Source organism: Paenibacillus ilasis, assembly GCF_043195395.1.
In the GTDB taxonomy this organism is placed as follows: domain Bacteria; phylum Bacillota; class Bacilli; order Paenibacillales; family Paenibacillaceae; genus Paenibacillus_AQ; species Paenibacillus_AQ lautus.
Genome location: NZ_JBHDJG010000002.1, coordinates 281,459 through 304,222, shown reverse-complemented (window position 1 = coordinate 304,222; position 22,764 = coordinate 281,459). Strand labels below are relative to the sequence as shown.

Annotated in this window: 13 protein-coding genes; 2 read left to right on the top strand and 11 right to left on the bottom strand. The window is 53.2% G+C overall.

The window, feature by feature from the left end:
• Positions 1–13: 13 nt before the first annotated feature.
• The 4 genes from ACETK5_RS21555 to ACETK5_RS21540 form a co-directional block, all read right to left on the bottom strand.
• Complete coding sequence (locus ACETK5_RS21555) at positions 14–844, bottom strand: carbohydrate ABC transporter permease (protein ID WP_100539758.1); 831 nt, start codon at positions 842–844, stop codon at positions 14–16.
• A 12-nt stretch (positions 845–856) separates the two neighbouring features.
• On the bottom strand, positions 857–2,767 hold the full coding sequence (locus ACETK5_RS21550) for an ABC transporter permease subunit (RefSeq protein ID WP_394057775.1): 1,911 nt from the start codon (positions 2,765–2,767) through the stop codon (positions 857–859).
• Positions 2,768–2,868: 101 nt separating this feature from the next.
• Positions 2,869–4,539 (bottom strand): ABC transporter substrate-binding protein, encoded by a 1,671-nt coding sequence (locus tag ACETK5_RS21545; RefSeq protein WP_394057773.1) that lies wholly within the window; start codon positions 4,537–4,539, stop codon positions 2,869–2,871.
• Between the two features lie 157 nt (positions 4,540–4,696).
• The gene (locus ACETK5_RS21540; protein WP_100539755.1) at positions 4,697–5,710 is read right to left on the bottom strand and encodes a LacI family DNA-binding transcriptional regulator; all 1,014 of its coding nucleotides are present in this window, start codon (positions 5,708–5,710) and stop codon (positions 4,697–4,699) included.
• 444 nt (positions 5,711–6,154) lie between these two features.
• Here ACETK5_RS21540 and ACETK5_RS21535 point away from each other — a divergent pair, with 444 nt between their 5' ends.
• Positions 6,155–8,071, top strand: coding sequence for a beta-N-acetylhexosaminidase (locus tag ACETK5_RS21535; protein ID WP_394057771.1), 1,917 nt, complete (start codon positions 6,155–6,157; stop codon positions 8,069–8,071).
• A 117-nt stretch (positions 8,072–8,188) separates the two neighbouring features.
• Here ACETK5_RS21535 and ACETK5_RS21530 read toward each other — a convergent pair whose 3' ends face one another.
• Positions 8,189–9,508: a sulfatase-like hydrolase/transferase gene (locus ACETK5_RS21530; RefSeq protein ID WP_394057769.1), complete on the bottom strand. Its 1,320-nt coding sequence runs from the start codon at positions 9,506–9,508 to the stop codon at positions 8,189–8,191.
• Positions 9,509–9,663: 155 nt separating this feature from the next.
• Here ACETK5_RS21530 and ACETK5_RS21525 point away from each other — a divergent pair, with 155 nt between their 5' ends.
• Positions 9,664–10,539, top strand: a complete 876-nt coding sequence (locus ACETK5_RS21525; protein WP_394057767.1) for an AraC family transcriptional regulator — start codon at positions 9,664–9,666, stop codon at positions 10,537–10,539.
• 137 nt (positions 10,540–10,676) lie between these two features.
• Here the strand turns inward: ACETK5_RS21525 and ACETK5_RS21520 are convergent, their stop codons facing one another.
• The 6 genes from ACETK5_RS21520 to ACETK5_RS21495 form a co-directional block, all read right to left on the bottom strand.
• Positions 10,677–11,594 (bottom strand): hypothetical protein, encoded by a 918-nt coding sequence (locus ACETK5_RS21520; RefSeq protein WP_394057765.1) that lies wholly within the window; start codon positions 11,592–11,594, stop codon positions 10,677–10,679.
• Between the two features lie 68 nt (positions 11,595–11,662).
• A complete protein-coding gene (locus ACETK5_RS21515; RefSeq protein ID WP_394057763.1) occupies positions 11,663–12,151 on the bottom strand; it encodes an RNA polymerase sigma factor in 489 nt (162 codons plus the stop codon).
• Between the two features lie 361 nt (positions 12,152–12,512).
• On the bottom strand, positions 12,513–18,764 hold the full coding sequence (locus ACETK5_RS21510) for a 5'-nucleotidase C-terminal domain-containing protein (RefSeq protein WP_394057761.1): 6,252 nt from the start codon (positions 18,762–18,764) through the stop codon (positions 12,513–12,515).
• A 181-nt stretch (positions 18,765–18,945) separates the two neighbouring features.
• On the bottom strand, positions 18,946–19,899 hold the full coding sequence (locus ACETK5_RS21505; RefSeq protein WP_076322522.1) for an ABC transporter permease: 954 nt from the start codon (positions 19,897–19,899) through the stop codon (positions 18,946–18,948).
• Between the two features lie 6 nt (positions 19,900–19,905).
• Positions 19,906–20,961 (bottom strand): ABC transporter permease, encoded by a 1,056-nt coding sequence (locus ACETK5_RS21500; protein WP_071219220.1) that lies wholly within the window; start codon positions 20,959–20,961, stop codon positions 19,906–19,908.
• Positions 20,954–22,486: an ABC transporter ATP-binding protein gene (locus ACETK5_RS21495; protein ID WP_394057758.1), complete on the bottom strand. Its 1,533-nt coding sequence runs from the start codon at positions 22,484–22,486 to the stop codon at positions 20,954–20,956. Before ACETK5_RS21495 ends, ACETK5_RS21500 begins: the two co-directional genes overlap by 8 nt.
• Positions 22,487–22,764: the final 278 nt, after the last annotated feature.

The following is a 22,764-nucleotide window of genomic DNA, read 5'->3' as shown; positions in this document are numbered from 1 at the left end:
TTGGTCCGTCGTTTTATATTTTTAAAGCCCCTTGCGTAACGCCCTGGATGTAATACTTCATCCCGAAGCTGAACAGCAGCACCAGCGGAATCGCCGATATGATGTACGCCGCGAATTCCACGCCCATGTTGGAGATGCCGAACTGGTTCGTGAATTGCGTAAGCCCGACGCCAATCATCTGGATGCTGTTCGATTTAATGGTCAAAAGCGGCCAGATGTAATCGTTATAGATCCCGACCGACTGCATGATCATCAAGGTCATGAGAACGGGAACGGACAGAGGCAGCACCATTCTCGTGAACACCACGAACTCTCCCGCACCGTCGATTTTGGCGGCATCAAACAGCTCGTTGGAAATGCCCGCCATGAAGCTCCTGCACAGAAATGTGCCGAAAATCTGGCCACCCGCGGCCGCGCTGATAATGATGACCCACGGCGTATTCACCAGCCCCAGATTCGCATACAGCACGTAAGAAGGGATCAGCGTCATGACGCCCGGTATCATCATGATGGCCAGCATCAGCATGAACAGCACCTCCTTGCCGAGAAAGTCTTTCTTGGCAAAGGTATAGCCCGCAACGGCGGACAGGGCCACGACCAGGGTGCCGCCTACCGCCGCATACAGCACCGTATTCAAGGTGTACCGCCAGATCGCCGCGAAGGCTTCCGCATAATTCACGGTCTGCGCCGGGATCGGCATCGTCCAGATGCCTCCCAGAATCTGCGCGTTATTTTTGAAGGACGAAATCAGGGTGAAGGCGATGGGGGCGAGGGTCAACGCAACAAAAACGATAAGCAGCACATAGAGCGCCGACTGCCGAACGAGTCTTGCCTTTGCATTCATGCCGTTCCCCTCCTAATCCGTATTGGTTTTGATGAATTTCATATTGATGACCGTAATCACCATAATGATGGCGAACATGCTGACGCCAAGCGCCGACGCATAGCCCAGGTCATTGAATTTCGTCGCGGCAAAATACATCTGCAGCGCCGGCACATAGGTCGAATCGGCAGGCCCTCCGCCGGTCACGATCAGGATGGAGCCGAAGTCCTGAATGATGCCGATCAGCGCCAGCACGATCAGCAGCTTGAATTGCCCTACCAGCAGCGGCAGGTGAATCGCCCGGATAATGCGAAAAGGTTTAGCGCCGTCGATTCTCGCCGCTTCGATCACTTCTTCCGGAATGGCGATCAGCCCCGAGTACATCACCAGCAGCTGCAGGATGCCGACGAACGGGAAGCCCATCATAATGATGGCCCACAGCGCCGTATTCGGGTCTCCCAGCCAAGGATGACTTAGCGAGCCGAGTCCGATCATGCGCAGCAGCTGGTTCACAAGGCCGATGTTCGGATCGTACATGTCCTGCCAGACCAGCAGCATGCCGACGGATGGAATGACCATGGAAATAACGAAAAACGTGCGGAATACATACTGGGACCTTTTGCTTCTCAGATGATAGATCAGCTCCGCCACGATCAGCGGCGGAATAAGGGCCTTGAACAATCCGGTGACGATGAGGATGAGCAGATTGCCCACGCCTTTGGTGACGTACGGATCATTCGCCATGCGCCTGAAATTGTCCAGCCCGATAAACTCGCTTCTTGCCCCGGGATTCCAGTCGTACAAGGAATGAATCAAGCCGGAGAACGCCGGGATATACAGGAATATGATAAGGAGCGTAAAGCTGGGGAGCAGCATGGCATACGCCAGTTTGCTCTTCCACAATCGGTGAAGAATGTACGGCTTCTTACGCCACAGCCAGAAGAATAACAATGCCGTCAACAAAACAAATACGATCACGGCCGCCACCTGCACCACGGTTTTAACCATCGCCGCCTGCTTGCCTTGCTCCAGTACGGCGCCGACTTCATATTGGAAGACGGCTCCTTTGTCCGAGCCTGCGAAGAGCCGCGTGCCGTCTTTGCTGAACCGGATTTGCTGGCCGGCTCCGGCCTCCTTCGTGCTCCATAACAATTCGCCGCCTTGATTGGCCACGTAATAATTGCCCGAGTAATCCGCTACCGCGATAAACTCCCCGTCATGGGTGACATGAACGGAGGTCACTTTATCCTTGGTCAACAATTCGCCAAGCCTGCTGCCCTCCGCCGAATAGAGGACCGCTTTATTGCTGGACGTTCCGACCACCATCGTTCCGTTATCCGCAATGGAAGCATGAAGAATGTCGCCCTCCAGCGGCGTCTGGAATTGCAGCTCGCCGGCAGGATTGAACAAATAGGCGTACTGGTTCGCGGCCCCGGCTGCCAGCCATTGCCCGTTCGGGGATACCGCGGCGCTCTTCACTGCGATGCCGATCGGAATTTCACCCAGCGTCTGTCCTTGTTCATCCAGCACATGCACCAAACTTTCGTTATGCAGCGTCACGATAGCCAGCTTGCCGTCGGGCGTTGCCGACAGATTCTTGATCATTTTCTTGAAATCCCGCTTCCACAGCTCCTTGCCGTCAGCGCTCAGCATATAGAGATGCCGGTCATCGGAAGAGACGAGCATGCGGCCGTCATTCAGGAGGGCGACACCGGTTACGACGTTGTTTGCCATGAATTCGAATCGCTGGGTGCCGTCGCGCTGAAGAAGAATGGCACTCGCATTCTGCGTACCGACTGCCACCAGCTCGCCGTCTTCCGATATGGACAAGGCTTTGATCGTAAGACCCTGCTCCATCGTCCAGATCGGCTCAGAGGCATGGATCGGCTGGGCAAATAGAAATAGCAGCAGCGAAGCCAGCAGGCAGGAATATATTGTTCTCATCACCTTCGTGTTCACACTCCCTTCCATGCCAAGTGAACCCGCAGGACTCCACCGATGAAGGCGAAGTCCTGCGCCTTACAGCCTTTTACAGCCTTCTAATGCTACTGTCTGACAGGCGGCTGACGCTCCGGATTCTCGATATCGGAGAGTTCTTTTTTGCGTTCCTTGAGCATGGCTTCGAATTTGGCGTCAATATCCGCCTGGTACTGCTTCAGCAGCTGATCCACGTCGATTTCATCGTTGAAGTATTTGGAAATTAAGCCGATGTAGCTCTGCACGGACGGCTGATAGTCATGGAGACCGCGGGCCAGCACGTTGCCCGGGCTGTTCAGCCCTTCCGTATTCCCGATCGCGTCAAACGTTTCGAACGTCTTCTTCATTTCCTCCGGCAGCTCGATGTCGTTAAGCAGCGGTGCCCCGTTCAAGGAGGCGTCCTTGGAATTCTGGACGGCTTCCAGGTACACCTTATATCCTTCCGGGCTGGTCAAATACATCATGAAATCCACGTTCAGGGCCGTTTGCTCCGCATTCTTCTTCACGAAGCCGTAGAAGCCGGTATAGATGTGAATCGTTCTCGCCGGAGCCTGGACCAGCTCCCCTTCCATGGAAGGCATGTTAAAGAATCCGAAGTCGAAGGATTTCACGCCGCCGCTCTCTCCCGTTTTTTCCGCATCGGCAAAATCCTTGGGAAGCTGCCAGTAGGAGGACGGAAGCGCGACCATGGTTGCGGCCTTGCCTGTCAGGAAGAGCTTGTAGGCCTGCTCCTCGGACATGCCCATAAAACCGTCCGGAGCGTAACCGAACAAGGTTTTCAGATTTGTCATGACTTCGCGCCACGCCGGATGGCCCTCGACTTTATACGGGCCGACTTTGTTTTTGATCGCCTGGTACATTCGCAGCTCGTTCGTAGATACTTTGGAACGGGAATCGTTGTACGGGTCGCTCAGGTCGAACTTCCAGTTATCGTCGATGTTTGGCATGTACGTATAATCTTCCGGCTTTGATTTGATCAGCTCCACGTAATCGCGGAAGTACTGGTCCGGATAAATGCGCATGAGCCAGCCCGCCTGACCGCTCCACAGGGAGAGCGCGTTGCCGCCGATCGTGAACGGGATATAACCCGCCGCCTTCAGTTTGTCGTAGGTCGCGATGAGTTCATCGAACGTTTTAGGGGTATCGGTAATCCCCGCTTTCTCGAACATCTCTTTGTTGTACATCCAGAGGATTTGAACCGATTCAAAGTTAAGCGCTTGCAAAGTTTGCAGGTTAGGGTCATCCAGATTGACGCCCATGCCGTCAAGGTTGAAGCTTTCCTTCCAGATCTTCCCGGTGTAGGGGTTCTCCGTCTCCAGCCAAGGCTTGAAGTCCACGAATTTCTGGTCTTCGTTCAGGTCACTGTTTTCATTCGTGTTCACAAAATCGGCTTCCGGCTCTCCGGCGGCAAACTGAGCCTGCAGCCATTCGCGGTAGCCCTCGGCCGGCTTGATATCCACGACGACCTTCACGTCCGGATGCTTAGCCATGTAAGCGTCGGCTACCTTGCCCCAAACCTCGGCTGAGGCACCGCGCAAGGATATTTGGATCGTGCCGCTTTTAGGTTTATCCGTATCTTCTCCGGCTGGTTCTGCTGGTGTTTTGGTATCCGTTGGGGTAGGCTGTTCGGATGGCGACGGGTTAGCGGTATTGGGGCCGCTGCTGGTACAGCCCGCTGCGATGATGATGATTAGTGAGGAAATTAAAATGAGGCTTACGATTCTTCTAATATGGATCATGACGTTCACTCCCCTAAGCGTTTAATGAATTCGCTTACATTTATGTGAAGTCTTAGATGTCTGAATTGGACCCGCATCACTCCCTTCAAGGTTAACAGGGTGCAAAAACGTTTTTGCACCCTTAAAAAAAAGAATCGTCCAACGAAAATATCCGTTTTCAGGTCGATTCTCTTTCAATGACGGTACAAGGCAAAACGATCGTCTGAATATCGTCAAAACGAATTTCGCCGTCAATCAGCTGCATTAACAGCTTCGCTGCTTCCAGGCCCATCTGCCGCATCGGCAGCTCAATCGATGTAATGGATGGGCGGGCCAACTGGGAAACGGCCGTGTTATCGAATCCGATCACCGCCAGGTCCTCCGGCACCTTGTAACCCAGCTCCTGAGCCTTCTCGACGACGCGGGACGCTATGACGTCGCGTCCGGCGATAATGGCGGTAGGACGATCGACTCGGTTCAGCAGCTTCTCCGTTTCCGTATAACCGCTGTCTTCTTCGAAGGAACCGATCTCCACCAACCGCTCGTCGAACCCGTCGCCTAATTCCTCCATGGCCTGGCGGTAGCCGTTATACCGGTCCAGCGAGGCATCCACTTCCAGCGAACATGGGGTGATGAGCGCAATCCGGCGATGACCTTTGCCGATCAGATATTTAACGGCTTCATAGGCGCCTTGCTCATTATCCGCATTGACGCTGTGACACACGCCGGGCATCGTCGGCCTCCCGAGCAGGACGAAAGGAAACCGGTTCTTGATCAGCTCCCCATACGGCTGGTTAATGGCCGCGCCCATCAGGATCAACCCATCCGCCGATTGCTTGCGGTAAACGTCCAGCAGGTGATCCGCCAATTTATTCGTACTCGGCTTCTGAAAAGACAGCAGTAAATCGTAATTGTTGTCTCCCGTTGCCTCCCCAAGCCCCTTGACGACGTCAAGGAGAATGGTATTCTCCAAACCATCCACCGTATCCTCGACCACCAGGCCGATGTTGTTCGTTTTCTTCGTAACCAATCCGCGCGCGGACTGGTTCGGTCTGTAGTTCAGCTTCTCGATTGCATCGAATATCCGCTTCTTGGTCGCCTCCGCCACATGCGCGGAGCCATTCACCGCGAACGAAACGGTACATACCGCTACGCCAGCCTCCCGGGCGACGTCTTTTATGGTTGCTGCCATCCTGATCATCCTTATCCAAAATTATAGGGAACATTTGATTAGACTAAAAATGCAGAGCTGTAAACTATTGAAGCGGAGTTCAAATCACATATGTAAACGCTGTCAAATCTTAGCCGATTACGGCGCTATCTCGTTGAATAAAGAATCACCGAATGACACAATGACCGATGTTCTCATGATACAAAACGTTTTTGCAAAAACGATTTGTATATAAAATACACCGGGTTATCGGCAGTGTCAATCCTAATTTAAGTTCTTTTTTATGCATACGTAAAAGAATCGCTCGCACAGCGAACCTGCGTTACTTTTGAGGCTTGCCGACATTGAATACCTCCGCCTTCGCCAAACTAAGGATTGATTTCCAGCGGCGATTCCCATAACATTAAACATTATAATGATATAATGTTTAATGCTCGTAAAATCATGGATGCAGGGGGATTTCATATGAAATTTCGTTTCGAGGGCGCTGTTACGGATGTCATGCCAGGCATTGAGCTGCTGCTGGATGAGCTTGGCGTCGAGCTTGGGGATAACGGCATCCCCGTTAAGGTAGCCTTGTCCGATGGCGATCTGGAGGTCGGCAGGGACCGAGACCAGGCCTATATTCGTTACGGACGAAAACATCAATTTTTCCGGGGACTCGGCTTGCTGGTTCAACATAGCCACCAAAGCGATTCGTTCCACCTTCTCGAACGCCAGCAATTTGACCAGATCGGCCCGATGTTCGACCTGTCCCGCAACGCCGTGCTGACCGTGGACAGCTTCAAGCTCATGCTGAATAAAATGGCCCTGATGGGTATGAACAGCGTGATGCTGTACATGGAGGACACCTACCAGATCGAAGGCGAGCCGTATTTCGGTTATATGCGCGGTCGCTACACGCAGGCGGAGCTGAAAGAGATGGACGATTATGCCGATCAATTCGGCATCGAGGCTTTCCCAAGCATCCAAACCTTAGCGCACCTGGAGGAGTTTCTGAAGTGGGAGCCCATCAAGCATTACCGCGATACGAAGGGGGCCCTGCTCGTCGGCAGCGAGCAGACCGATTCCCTGATCGAACGGATGATCGAGGCTGCCAGTGCTCCGTTCCGCAGCAGCAAGATTCATATTGGAATGGACGAAGCGGAGGAGCTCGGACGAGGCAAATATTTGGATCACAACGGTTATGTGAGCCGTTTCGACATTATGATTGCCCATCTGGACAAAGTCCTCGCTGCCGTCCGCAAGCGCGGCCTGAAGCCGATGATGTGGAGCGACATGTTCCTGAAGCTCGCTGCCGGCGGAGGCGGCGATGCGGCGTATTACGACAAGGACACCTCGATTCCGGAGGATATGGCCCGCCGCATCCCGAAGGATGTGGACATGGTGTACTGGGACTATACCCACATGGAGCCGGAGGACTATGAGAAGCTGATCGCCAATCACCGTCCGCTGGGCTGCAACCTCGTGTTTGCCGGGGCCGTCTGGATCTTTAACACCTTCGGCGTCAACTACGGGTTGTCCCTGAACGCTTCGAATGTTGCGCTTCAAGTGTGCAAGCAGGAAGGAATCCGCGAGGTATACGCCACGATGTGGGGCGACGACGGCAACGAAGGAAATCCGTTCGCGGCGCTGCTCGGTCTGCAGCTTTATGCCGAGCATGCCTACTCGGAACAGGAGCCTTCCCCGGCTCAGTTGGCGGAACGTGTGAAATTCTGTACGGGCATCGACATGGAGGCGTTCCTCCTGCTGAAGGATCTGGACGAGATTCCCGGCCAGGAGCCGAACAACGCCAAGCAGAGCAACCCGTCGAAATTTTTGCTGTATCAGGACGTGCTCCTCGGGATGTTCGACAAACAGATCGAAGGCCTGGACCTCTCGAACCACTATGCCGAGCTGGAGCAAAACCTGCGCGCGAAGCGCGATAGCGGCGCCGAGCTGGACTATCTGTTCGAGATGCCGGAGAAGCTCAGCGCCGTCCTCAAACGCAAGAGCGAAATCGGCATTCTGCTGAAGCAAGCCTATGATGCCAAGGACGCCGATACCTTAAGGCATATGGCCAAGAACGTGCTCCCTGCCATCTCCAAAGCCGTGCAAGAGCTGCGCATTGCCCACCGCACGCAGTGGCACCGGATGTTCAAGCCCTTTGGCTGGGAGGTCATCGACATCCGCTATGGCGGCGTCATCACCCGCCTGGACACCGCATCGTTCCGCATTCTGGAATACGTGGAGGGTCGGACGGCACGGATCGAGGAGCTGGAGCAGGAACGGCTGGTATTCAGCACGACCAACCGCGACAATCACAAGGGTGTCGGCTGGTGCAGCCATTATTACCGCATGGCTTCGCCGAACGTGTTCTACCATGTGCTGAATCCTTTTTAAGGGTTCCGGCTGCTGGAATCCGCTGATATCTGTCACCATCACATAATAAAAAGCCCCGGTTGCCGGGGCTTTTTTTGCATAATTCACTAAGGCTTAGATGATATCTCTAATTCACGCTTAGGAGCCGTGACTTTGCACTTCCTCATACCACGCGCGCACATCCCAGCCAAGCCGCTCCACGATCTCGGGGTAACGGTCCGCCAGGTTGGAACGCTCCCCGGGATCCTTGGACAGATCGGACAGGTGAACCTGGTCCGGAACTACGCGGTCAAAATCGAGTTTCCCGTTCAGCACCAGCTTCCAATCCCCTTCCCGGACAGCCAGCTGGCCTTGATACTCCCAGAATAATTGCTTATGCGGCGACGGCTTGCGCATTAGCAGCATCTCCTTCAGGCTGCTTCCGTCCAGCGTAACGCCTTGAAGCGGTCCTGCCGCCGGATCGACGCCGGCCAGATCCAAAAAGGTCGGTGCGATGTCCATCATGGCCGCCACCTCATCGCGCACTTGCCCGCCTTCCCATCCGTTCGGCCAGCTCAATATGGCAGGCTCGCGGATTCCGCCTTCGAACAGGCTTGCTTTATGCCCCCTGAAGATCCCCGCGCTTCCCCCGTAATACACGTCCTCCGTTCCGTCCAGCCAGTTTCGGCTCTCGGAGGACGGTCCGTTATCGCTGGAGAAGAAAATGACCGTATCCTCGTAACAGCCGACTTCCTTCAGCGCCTTCACGATCTCCCCGACGCCGTCGTCCACCGCGGCAATCATGGCGGCCATGACCTGCCGATCCCAAGGCAAATGCGCAAACCGGTCCATGTATTCCTGCGGCGCATGCATCGGGTAGTGCGGCGCATTGTACGACGCAAACAAGAAGAACGGAGCCTCCTGCTCCCGCGACCGCTGAATGAAATCAACCGATCGTTCCGTGATCAGCTCGGTCATGTACCGGCCGTTCTCCCAAACCTCCGTTTCGTTCTCCCATAGGTCATGCAGGGGGTTGACGCCATGGGCTTGGCCCCAGTAAAAAATGTGCGAGTAAAAATCGACGCAGCCTGCCTTGAATCCGAAAAACTCATCAAACCCATGCGCATTCGGGCTCGTTTCCTCGGACAGGCCCAGATGCCATTTCCCATACAGCGCCGTCCTATACCCGGCAGGCTTGAGCGCCTTAGCCAACGTCACCTCGGCTGCAGGCAGTCCATGCGAGCCCCGCTTCGCCCCGAGAATCTCGCCGACACCCGCTCGGGCCGGGTACTTGCCTGTCAATAAAGAGGCTCGTGATGGGGAGCAGACCGGGGAATTTGAATACCAATTCGTAAAACGAATGCCTTCATCAGCCAACCCGTCCAGATGCGGGGTTTTCACGGTGTCCGAACCGTAGCATCCAAGATCTCCATAGCCTAAGTCATCGCAATAAATCACGATAAAATTCGGTTGTTTCATATCTTCATTCACCTCTACTATGCTCGACTTGTTCCTCATCATCGTACCTTTTAGCGGACGTATACGGAATGCTCCATCCTTGCAATCGTTATACAATATGTTGCATAGTAGCAGTAACAAGTGAATTGATCGGTATAGGTGGAAGGAGTGGACACATGAGTTTAACAGTGAATCAGCGGCCATCCCGAGAAGAATACTTTAACAATCCGGCTCTCTTTGAGACACAACTGGGATTATGGATATTCAAATCCGGGTCCCACCCCTTTTTCACCGAAAAAGTCGGTCCCCGTTCGGTCGAATTTTATAGTATACATTTCGTTGCCAGCGGCAAGGTGCGGTTTGGATGGGACGGCAGCAGCGTCTCCCTCTCGGAAGGCGACCTCTTCTGCCTCCTCCCCGGCTCGGTCTATACGTATGTCAAGGACTGCGACGAGCCGTCTACCAAGATCACCTGGACGGCCTTTATGGGCGAGTTGATGCCGTCCATATTGAAGCATGTCGATTTATGTCCGGAACGGCCCTATCGACGAAATGCCTTCAGGGACGATGCCCTGGCTGTCATTAAGAACATTCAGCGATTGCTCCGGCAGCCCCAGCAGGACCATAGCCTTCAGCTGATGTCGCTGGGATTCCAGTTGATCCACAGCATCGATCCCAACCGGGACCAGCACCTCCCCGCTGCTTCGGCTGCTTCCGACTGGCTCGAGTCCGTCCCCGGATATATGGGGCTTCATTGCACGGAGAACCTGTCCGTGGAGGAGCTTGCCGCCTGGGCCGGCGTGCATCGCAGTCACTTCACCCGCGCGTTTACCCGCCGATACGGCATCTCTCCGTCCCGCTACATGCAGCAGTTGATCATGGAGAAAGCGACCCGCCTGTTATCCGCCGAGGGAACCAGCATCACGCAGACTGCTTTATCCCTGGGCTATTCGGATTTATTTACGTTCTCTCGGGCTTTTACCCGGTATTTCGGCATGACGCCGAGCGCATTCGTGAAAGCGAACCGCCCATCATCAACGACAGGCGAATAGCAATGAACCACCAATACGATAACGAAAAAAGGGATCGCCGTTATCGATCCTACAGCAACGGAAAGAGGCCATCCGATGAGGGATAGCCTCTAGTCTTTTACATTATCTTTTTTCGTTGCGTTAAACGGTAGAACGACCTACTCCTCCATCAGCTCCCACAGCGTAGTGAACGCTTCGGCTTCCAATTGGAAGAACACCGGCGCGTTGGCATACCGCACATATTGGCCGCCCTTAAACAATCTTAATTGTACCTCTGTCCCGTCCTGCAGCTGGATATACAGAAACTTCTGCTCGCCCGAGCCGGTCTCGTAGATCCCTTGCTCAAACAAAGGTTCGGCCGCTATCGGCTTCGCTTCATATACAGCTTCAACGAAGGCTTGCACCTCCGCATCGGCGGAAAGCTCGCGCAGTTTGTTCTCGCCCATGTTCCAGCTGTCAAAATCCTGCCATTTAACCGACGTCATGTTCCCCATTAAATTCAGCTTGCCGATGATATCCTCGCCCTTGGACACCGTAATCCCGTTCAAATGCTCATACAATTCGGCATAAACTTCCCCGTCATGCTCCATGTAGGACATGATTCTAAAATCGGCGTCATATCCCTTAACCGTGAAAATATCCATTTCGCCGACCGTCGAAGCAAGCTCCGTGTAGTCATCGGAGGAACTCCATTCCGTAATCCCCGACTTCGACCGTCCGAGCTTGTCGCCCCGCAGCTGCTTGGCGATTTCCGGCGTGATTTGCGTACCGGTTTGGGTGTAGATATTGCCCTGGTATACAACCAAACCGATCATGTCGGCTTTGACGTTGCTCTCGCCCGGAAGCTCGATTTTCGGAATGGTTACCGGATCGTGGCCAACCTTCGCGGTTGGCGGGGTATTCGCCCCAGTCCCTTGTTGAACCACCGGGATATCGCTGACCGCTGGCTCGTTTTCAAGATTCAATACCAGCGAAGTCACTACCACCAGGCCCAGCATAATGGCCGCGGTGACGCCGGCGACCCCCATTCGGCTCATTCTTGTCGTTTGACGCTGATTTTGTTTCATTCCTTTCATAATCCGCTCCTCCAATCCCTTATCAGGTTCTATTCGATCTATCAATGATTTGTAGTCATTCCGATTCATCAATCGTCCTCTCCTTCCAAGTCCATGCGCAGCAGCTTCCTGCCGCGCTGAAGACGCATCTTGACCGCAGACTCGTTAATCTGCAAAATCCCGGCGATTTCCTTAACGGAATAATCCTCGTAATAAAACAGATGGATGACCGACTTATACTTGAACGGCAAACTCATGACGTTATCCATCAGCGTCCGTTCCGACGGTTCGACAAAATAATCGTTCATATGCTCCATCTTGGTTACCCGCTTGCGCCACAGGCTCCCTTGCATGTTCTTGCAGTGGTTCGTAATCACCCGGATGAGCCAAGCTTTCTTATGCTCCAGGTCCCTGAAGTCGGGCGCTTTATATATCAATTTAATGAACGTCTCCTGAATGGCTTCTTCGACATCCTGTTTGTTCCCAAGGTACACCATTGCTATTTTAAAAAGCATATCGCCATATAATTGATAGGTTTCCGTAATATCTCCGCCCGGCCGGAGCGAATCGATCTGCATCGCCTTTAGACCTCCTTTTACCCTTAACACAGTTATGGACGTGAATCGGTCACATTTTGTTTTTAAGTTTTTCGGCATACAGAAGAAGTTGTCCCAAAAGCTCTCAGATCTGGCGTGCTCCCTCTTTCTGTTAGGAGACGCTCCGTGTACGAATCGTTCCTCCCCATTTACGAAGGAAGCGGTGCAACGAAACAAAAAACAAGAAATGGCGGTGCAAGGATCGCATCCTTAGCACCGCCATTTCTATTTTCCACATTGTTGATCAATGGAGTGTTCTTCAGCAGATTTGCTGTTGGACGCCCCCTTCTCGTTTATAACCAAGAGACTAACCCAAAATGCATCCAACCGCTATAGAACCTGTTTATTTTACGTACGTCAAATCCTGCATCAAACGATGGAGCACAGCGGCGCTTTCGCCGCGGGTCGCATTTGATTTAGGATTGAAACGCTGCTTCGGATCCCCGTTCAGAATATCAAGACCCGCCAATTCATACACCGCCACCTGAGACCAAGCACCGATCGAGGACGCATCGGCAAAATGGGCTTTTGCCGCGTCGACGGGGGTGTATCCGGCATACTCCAGCGCGTTGTAGGCCATCACGGCCATCTCTTCGCGCGTGATCGTCCGATTCGGCTTAAACGTGCCGTCCGTGTAGCCGGTAATGATATCGGCATCGACGGCTGCCTGGATTGCTCTCGCGTACCAGTCGGAAAGCGCCACATCCTTAAAGCTGCTTGATCCGGCATCTGCAGAGAGGCCCAAAGCCCGAACGACAAGCGCTGCGAACTCGGCCCGAGTGACCGAAGCGTTCGGAACAAAGGTCTGCTCCGTACGCCCGGTCACGATCATTTTGGCCGCAAGCGATTCAACGTTGCCCTTCGACCAATGCGACGCGATGTCCTGGAACGTTACCGGGTTCTGCAACACCAGGTACGTGCTGTTCGTGCGGCTATAGATATCGATTCGTTGGCCGTTTACCTTAAATGGAATCGGCGTGTATATGCCGTTTCCGTCCACCCGAACAACCGCGATATCCGTCAAAGCATGCGATTTGTCGACATTCAGGGACCGCTTTACATACGATTGGAATGCGTCCAGCGCGAAATTTTTTCCATTGCCGGACTTCGCTGTCACGGTATAGCTCACAGCTTGTATTGCATTATATCCTTTAGACGCCGCTGATTTGAGGGCATCCTCATCGATAGCAAGCTGAATGACCAATTGAAGGCTGTTCATGTCCGAGCCGGCTTGGGCCGCCAGCGCCTGAAGATCGATCTCCGTCTTCGGAAGCTCATAGCTTCCGTAAGGCGTTGCTACCACCAGCACCTGCGCGTTTGTCTGGTCAATCCATGCCCGCAGCGCTTCATTCTCGATGGTAATAGATGAAGAAGAGATTGGCTGCGTGCTGGTTACCTCTACGGTAACTTTTCCGCCAACAGGCTGTTTCAGGGCTTCCTTCATGGCGGCTCCGTTCACGCTGCCTGCTGCCGCACCGTTCTCCACCTTAACCGGTACCTTGATCTTGCCTGGTTCGGCTGGCGGTGTCGTGCCAGGATTCGATGGATTCACGGGTGGCGTCGTCGGTCCTGTCGTTCCAGGCGTGCCCGGGTTCCCAGGGTTCCCCGGCCCGCCCGGATCAGGTCCTCCCGGAAGCGGCGCTCCCTTCAAGTCCGTAATCCGTCCTTCGACGGCGGAGGTCTTGGCTGTGATGGTGCCTACTTTTTTTACGTAGTTCGAGAATACTTCATAGTCAGGCTTATAGAGCAAGTTCACTCGCCCTTCCAGGTAGGCCTTCTCGAGCGATGCATAGAAGTCGCCGCCCTTAGCGGTAAATGCGTTCGTCGCTACCTCATACGATTTATTCATGTCGATCGGTTCGTATCCGTTCTTGCCTTTCACCTCGATACGCAGGACGCGTGACCCAACCGGCTTGGTCGAATCATAGAAGAACTTCATACCCGCGATATGCGGGAAGCGGCCATCCGCAGCAGGCGTCTTGGAAACCCCGTTCTCCATGGCTTCCTTAATCTCGGCGCCCGTTAACGTGATCGTGACGAGATCATTGTTAAACGGTAGCACCGTCATGACGTCACCCATCGTGATTTTGCCTGCCTCAATGGATTCGCGGATGCCGCCGCCGTTCTGCAGGGCGATGACCGCATTCGTGCCGGCGGCTTGCGCCGCATCCAGCATGCCATCGGCAATCAGATTGCCGAGATTCGTTTCCTTCGTGCGGACATCGGCGCGGACGCCGTTCAGCTTCACTTCGGTCGTGCCAACCTCCGTTTGTTTTAACTGCTCCACACCCGGCTTATATTTGGTATTCAGAATTTGCAGCGCCTCTTGGTCCGGCTGTATCACGTATTGGCCAGCGCTATCTTTCTCGTCAACGGAAATGAGGCTGCTGTTCCATTCCTGCAGAATACCCTCGTCGTCAAATACGACCTCCAGCTGACCTAGGAATTGTCCCTTTTCCCCCGTCTGCACGATCAGCTTCGGTTCGCTGTCCGAACGATCCACAACCGCCTCATCCAGCTTGGTATGACTGTGGCCGCCCACGATGATGTCGATGCCTTCGACTTCCTTGGCCAGGTTGACGTCCACATCATATCCAAGGTGTGACAGCACAACGATTTTGTTGATGCCTTCCTTCTGCAGCATCGCTACGGTGTCTTTTGCCTTTTGCACCGCACCATCGAAGGCGACGTCTCCAGGCGAAGCGATGTTCGCCGTGTCTTCGGTTGTAAGTCCGATGAGGCCTACCTTCTCCCCGTCTACCTCCATGATGATGGCAGGGTAGATGGTTGCATCCTTGGCATCCCGGGTCACTTCATTCTTGAATTTCTGGGTCAATAAAGCATCCTCAGAGAAATCCACGTTCGAAGAGACAAACGGGAATTCCGCATGCTCGATGAAATCGTTCAGCACCTCGGATCCTTTATCGAACTCATGGTTACCGAAGGTCATGGCATCATATTGAACCAAATTCATGAACTCCAGATCGGCGAGTCCCAAATATTGATTGAAATACAGCGTGCCTGAGAATACGTCCCCTGCATCCACGAGCAGAGGGTTGACCGCATTCGCTTTGGCTTCCTTGATTGCCGTAACCCGGCGCGCAATGTTATCCGGCGAGCTTACGGTGTCCAGATTGGCATGCGTATCATTGGTATGCAAAATCGTAAGCGGGAAGCCGTTCACGGCTTCTCCTTTCAGGTCGATCTGCGCGACAACCGGATCATGATCCGATACGCGGCCCTTGGAGGCCGGGAAATCGGCGTTCAGATGCACGACATCGGCTTGCGTAGAGCGGGTCAGGTTCTTACTGACCAAAATATGATCCAGCACCTGCGAGTTTCCGTCATATGTGTACGTATATCGTTCCGCAGGCGGAAGCTTCTCGATCAGATTATCTAATTCGTTGCCTTTCAAAATGTTCGCCGTTTCGGTAAATTGGAAATCATTCAAATCCCCCAGCACGACGACGTTCGCATCTGGGTTAGCAGACACAACGCTTTTCACGAATCCGTTCACGACGGCTGCAATCTGATGGCGCTGCGTTTCGCTGGAGAGAACCGGCGGCTGGGTATTGCCGAAAGGTCCTTGGTCTCCGGATTTCGAGTTAAAATGATTCGCAATGACGATCACTTTTTCCCCTTGGAATTCGAACTGCGCGGCCAGAGGCTTACGCGACGCGTTGAATGCCGCATTCAGCGGATCGATCCGTCCCGGATTCAGGGTTAACTGATCCTTCGCCGCATCATACGCAACGGATTCCGTCGGGGATCCTTTCTTGCCCTGAACGCTGTCCGATAACTGGACACGTTCCGCGTTGTAGAGGAACCCTACCCGAATGTTCGCTCCAGGCGCTCCCCCGTCATTATTATTCACCGGATCGATGTCGGTAAAGCTGTACGCGGGTCCTCCCGCTGCCTTGATGGCGTTTATCAAAGCCTGGTAGCTTTGGTCAGCCGCGGTAGTTCCGTTGTTCTGTTCACCGTTGTTATCCTGTACTTCCACCAGGCCGATAATATCCGGGGACTTGATGTTGTTTACGATCGACTCCGCCAGCTTGTTGATTTTGGTGGAACTTACGCCCGGATAGAAATTTTCAATATTATACGTCGCTACGCTGAGCTGTTCCTCATTCACGTCGATAGTGGATACCTCTTGCTTAAAAGAGCTGCTTGTGATTGCAGGCAAGCTGTCTTTGGCAGGAATCACCTTGAAGTTCCCGCCGTTATAACCGACCACGCCGATCACATCATCGGCAAACGTATCGCCTGTGCCCACTTCTTGTCCCGGATTGCCGTAAGCAATCAGGAGACGCTGCGGGTTGAAATTGCCTTGCTCTTTCAGAACCAGTCCGCCGGCTGGCGTAATGACATCCGCGATATCGTTCTCAACACGGGTCGCAATGTTGTAGGTGCCGCCGCTTGTCCAATACGGACTAATGATCGTTGGCTGAGGAAGTCTGACCAACATGCCCTCCAGAGATTCGTAGAAGTCGATGGCATCTTCGTCCGGATCGAACGTCGTCATGCCGTCGTTATCGATAATGGCAGCCGGAATCGGGCGTCCGCCTTTCCCTAAGGTAACCGGTTCAGGCAGCTGCTGAGCCTGATCCAGCTTCTTGAACGATTGCATCTCGATTTGGGTCGATGTCAGGTTGCTGGAGCTTCCCTCGTTATACTCGGCCACTTTACCGATTACGCTCACCAAATCTCCGATTTGAGGCCGGTTTGGATCCGTGGAATACACGAAAATGGCGTCCGAGGTATCCGGATTGGAATCCGGCTTCGGATCCTGGATGTAGAATCCCTTGATATTGCCGTTAGAGAACGTATAACCGTACTGGGTTACAACGCCTTCAATATCGGTTACCGTCTGTCCAGTATACGGCGAAGTATGGTCCTCGCCTTGGATATCTGCGATGCGCGGCTGCTGAGTAGCTTGGTAAGCAAATTCGTATACCTTGCTCACATCCGCACCCGAGACGACAATGGCTTTGATGGTTGTATCCTGATCAATCTGAATCGGCGAGCTATATAATGTGCTTGATGGCGTCGGAACCGATCCATCGAGCGTATAATAAATGCTAGCCCCTTGCGTTGGGCTGGACAGCGTCACCGTCCCCCCGGTAATAATCGGTCCGGCACCGGGACTTGCAATCACGGAGAACATCTCTTCGATTAAGGCATCCTCGCCTAAAGGGATCAGCTCATAGATGTTTCCAAACTGCTTCACCACGCCCGTGACGCGGCTGAAGGTTTTTACCGTCTTCAGCTTGGACAATCCGGAATAGATAATGAATTCATGACCACCTTGCTCGGCCGTATATTCCCCAGGTCTGTTTTCGGACTTGATGGTGACATCGTCCAGGTAGACAAGTCGCGCTTCATAAGTTTCTCCCGAAGCTGCAGATAGATCAGCTCCGGTAATTTGAAAAGCCTGCGGCACTCCTGCATTTGCACCCGTTACGTCATGGGGCAGCAGGGCGTGAGGTTTGATCTCCTGAAGATTGTTGTAAATCTCCATCACGCCGGCCACGCTCACCCGGTCGCCAACGCTGGCATTAAGCGGGTAGTCATAGAGCACGATACCGGCCGTGTCATCTTGAATGTAGGTTTCTCTGCCTTCGATATGCGTAATGATGCCTTCCGTCCATACATGCTCGCCTTTAGCCTTGCTGCGGGCTTCAGCGACGGACGTTTGCGTTAAAATATCATATTGGAAAGAGGAGACCGGTCCATCCGGTAAACCATCCTGGACTGCATAGGCATCCACCCGCGTAGGCTCGTTAATCTCGATCGGGCCATTCACGAGCTGATATCCCGAATTTCCACTGGACAGATACACATCCGCATAAACGGAAGCGCCCACCGTAGGCGGATTCAGCGTGATCTCCGTTCCTGCTGGCCAGGCATTAGGCTCCGGATTGGCCGTTACCGCTCCCAAGCCCGAGCCAGGCGTAACCGGCGTAACGGGACTCACACTGTTCCGGGCCTCCGGCGTCGTAACGGTAAAATCCGCCTTATTGTTATCCGTGTCAAGGCCGCGATCATTTTGACCAACGGTCAATTCCTTGCGAATCGCTGCCGTGCTGCTGGATAAAGCAGCGGTCGGACTCGTCTCAGATTCTGAAGCAGATCCATAGCCAACGAGATCGATGCGATCCCCCGCGGCGTTCACCAGATCAACTTTGCCGTTGGAGCCGCTAAGGTTCAATGATCCTGCAGCATCTGCTGTCGGCAGCGAGCCACCTACCGAGCCGCTACTCTGTTGTTGGATTAAATAATAGGCATAAGGTTCTATGGTACCAGTTAAAGAGGTCGTGTTGTTAAAAGTGCCTGCTGCGCTTGCATAACGCACCTTCCAGCCTGTCAGGTCGACGGGACTACCTGTCGGATTGAACAATTCGATAAAATCATGCGTATAACTGGCCCCGCTATTCCCGCCGCCCCCATACACCTGACTAATCACAACCTGGTCATGTTGGGGAGCAGCCTCCGCTACCTTCACGGGACTGAAAGGAACGATGATACTCAGGAGCATGACGATAGCCATAAACATACTTAGCTGCTTTTGCCACCTATGTAATCGAATGCGCATTCAGGTTTTCACTCCTCTATTCTATTAAATTTCTAGCCTTATTAACTATATATACCAGATATGTTTTGAGAGTACTAACCTAAAGTATGCTAGATGTAAAAAAACCTCCGATAGACCTAACCCTAAAGGGGCATAGGCATATCAGAGGTTCTATTTGTCTTACATCGACTTGCGCAATGCGTTACCGTTTACCTGAATCGAACGGCTCCCCTACGGCCTTCGGCGCATTCGAGGATTTGGAGAAAATCACGAGTGCGATCAGCGTGACAACATAAGGGAAAATCTTGAGAATGACCGGCGGGATTACCGCCAATGACGGAATGACCTGCGAAACGTTGGCTACCGTCGTGGCAAATCCGAAGAATAAGGTGGCCAGCAGGATGCCGAGCGGTTTCCATTGTCCGAAAATCAAGGACGCCAACGCCAGGAACCCTAGTCCCGCTACGTTTCCCGTAAATTCACCGGAATACGTCAACAGAATGACCGCTCCCCCGAGTCCGGAAAAAGCACCCGAGATCATGACGCCGACATACCGCATGGACTGTACCTTAATACCTGCTGCTTCCGCCGCGTGCGGATGCTCGCCGCAGGACCGGAGTCGCAGACCGAACGGCGTTCTGTACAATATTAGTGCGCTGAGCACTAACACTAACAGTACAAGCCAGGTTGTTGCATAGGTTTTCGTAAAAAACAAATCCCCAATAACCGGTATCTTAGACAGCACAGGCACATCAAACGGTGCAAAACCATTCGTGATGCTGATCTTGCCGCTCCCTGTAATGTTACGGGCAAGGAAAATCGTCAGGGCACCCGCGATCATATTGATCGCCGTACCGCTTATAATCTGGTTGGCACTGAGGTTAATGCTGGCAAAAGCATGCAATAGCGAGAATAACGCACTCGCTGCCGCTGCTGCTAATAGTCCTACCCATAATACCCACGATTGGCCGGGCCATTGGGCCTGCATTTTGAATATGACAAAGGCGCCGATGAAAGAACCGACAATCATCAAGCCGTCAAGGCCGATATTGACGACCCCGCTTCGTTCACTGAACAGCGCGCCCAAGGCGGTAATCAAAAGCGGGATCGTGTAAGCGATGGCATACGGAAAAATCTGTTCAATCGTTGTCCACATATGTCCTTACTCCCCCTGCTTTTTATTAGCCGCGCGACGCAGCTTCAATTTACGGTATAGTCGTTCGATCAAGATGCTGGTTGCCGCAAAATAGATAATGATGGCGATAATCGAATCGGCGATTTCCGGTGGAATCTCCGTCATGGCATTCATAAACCCTCTGCCTGAGTAGAGAATCCCGAAGAACAGTGCCGACACCAAAACACCGATAGGTGCGTTGATTCCGAGCAGGGCTACGGCAATCCCGTCAAATCCCTGGCTCGGCAGAATGCCGATCTGCATGCTGGAGGCATTTCCCGCATACTGTGCCACACCCGCGAGGCCCGCGAGGCCGCCGGAGATGAACATGGACAGCACGATGCTGCGTTTGACAGCGATACCCGCATATTCGGAAGCGTGCCGGTTGAATCCGACCGCCTTCAATTCGTATCCGAGCGTTGTTTTGTTAATAAGAAAAGCGACGACCAGAACAGCAATGACCGCAATAAAAAAGCCCAGATTGACATAAGAACCTTGAAACATATCGCTGAGCCACTGCTGATGCAGCATAGCTTCCGGCGGAAGCTGGCGCGATTCCGTCTCCAGGCTCGCCCCTTTGAAGTAACCCGGAATAACATAATAAACGGTCCAGTAGGCCGTCCAGTTCATCATGATCGTGGATACGACCTCATGCACGTTATATTTAGCCTTCAGGAAACCTGGGACAACCGCCCATAGCGCACCGCCGATAAACCCGACCAGTACCATGACTAACAGAAGCAGAGCCCGCGGCAGGTCCAGCGAGAGGCCGACAGCCGTCGCGCAAAATCCACCGAACAGCATCTGGCCTGCAGCACCGATATTAAACAGTCCAGTGCGGAAGGCAAAGGCCACGGACAGACCGGTTAAAATAAGCGGAGTCGCCGTCGCCAGCGTATTTCCGATCCGCTCCGGGTTTTTGAGTCCACCCTGGATGAGATACTTATACCCTTCTACCGGATTATGTCCGGTCAGCGCCATAAGCAGTGCCCCCGCGATGAGTCCGAATAGGACGGCAAGCAACGATTTTACGCTGTTATTCATGTGGTGCCTCCTCTTTTTGATACCCGGCAATCATCAGTCCGAGCTCTCTTTCGTTCGTTTCGGAGGTTTTAACGATACCTACCAGTTCACCGTTGTTGATAACGGCAATGCGGTCCGACAAGTTCAGCACTTCATCAAGCTCCAGGGAAACCAGCAGAACGGCTTTCCCTTTGTCCCGCTGTTCGATCAGACGACGGTGAATATATTCAATCGAGCCTACGTCAAGGCCCCGGGTCGGCTGAACGGCAATAAGCAGATCCGGATCGCGCTCTACCTCGCGACCGATGATTGCTTTTTGCTGGTTACCGCCGGACATCGAACGCACGATCGACCGGCCGCCCGTTCCGGAACGCACATCAAAGCTCTGAATGATATGCTCCGCATGCTTGCGGATCGCTGCTGGCTGGAGCAGCCCGTTCTTGGAATACGGTGGGCGGTTATACACCTCAAGGATCAAATTCTCTTCGATGGTATAATCCAGCACGAGTCCCCTCTTTTGACGGTCCTCCGGAATGTGGCCGATTCCGCTTTCATTCCGTTGACGGACAGATAGACCGTTGAGCGTTTTTCCATTCAAGCTCACCGTTCCGCTTTCCGCCTGGCGAAGTCCTGTAATGGCTTCGATCAGTTCCGATTGACCGTTACCATCCACGCCGGCAATACCCACAATCTCCCCGGCATGTAGATCGAGACTAAAGCCTTTGAGTGCATCAACTTTCTTGCTGTTCTTTACCGTAAGCGATTTGATCTCCAGAACGGTTTTACCCGGATGGCTCTCCTGCTTGTCCACCTTAAAGGATACGCTTCGGCCCACCATCATTTCGGCCATCGCTTCGCGGCTCGTGTCGGCCACTTCAACGGTGCCGATTGTCTTGCCGCGGCGGATGACGGTACAGCGGTCCGCAACCGCTTTAATTTCTTTCAATTTATGAGTGATCAGAATAATGGATTTGCCTTCATTGACCAGGTTTTTCATAATGCCCTGCAAATCTTCGATTTCCTGAGGGGTCAACACAGCGGTCGGCTCGTCGAATATGAGCACTTCCGCGTCGCGGTACAGCATTTTGAGAATTTCCACGCGCTGCTGCATCCCGACCGAGATATCCTCGATTTTGGCATAAGGGTCAACATTGAGGCCGTACCGCTTGGACAGTTCCTCGACCCGTTTGGCAGCCGATCTCACGTCCAAGCCGAAGAAGTACTTGCGCGTCTCGCTGCCCAGAATAATATTCTCGGTCACGGTAAACGGCTCGACCAATTTAAAATGCTGATGCACCATCCCGATTCCGAGTTTGTTCGCGACGTTCGGATTCGAGATCCGCACGTCCTTGCCGTTGACTTTGATTACGCCACGGTCAGGCTGATACATGCCAAACAGGATGCTCATCAAGGTGGACTTGCCCGCCCCGTTCTCACCGAGCAGCGCATGAATCTCGCCTTTTTTCAGCCTAATTGTGATATCGTCATTGGCCACGATCCCGGGAAATTCCTTGCGGATGCCCACCATCTCGACAACATAGTCCATGGTTTTGGGTCCTCTCCTTCTTTTTTGTTGAATTTTCCTGTGCATAAACTGCTTAAAAAAAACGCGGATCGACTCACTTCCAAACAGCCAGAACGCAGTTACATAGATCGATTTCTACATTCAATATCAGCATGCAATCGCTTGCGCCGGTGATACGGTCTGATACCTTAAATAGCCCCACAAAGTGGAGCCTATGCTTCGATGCTTGTTCCAAATACTTTGCGGGGGCCCCAAAAACATATAAGTGCGATTACAGAATTGCTTACGCTTCGCTGAAA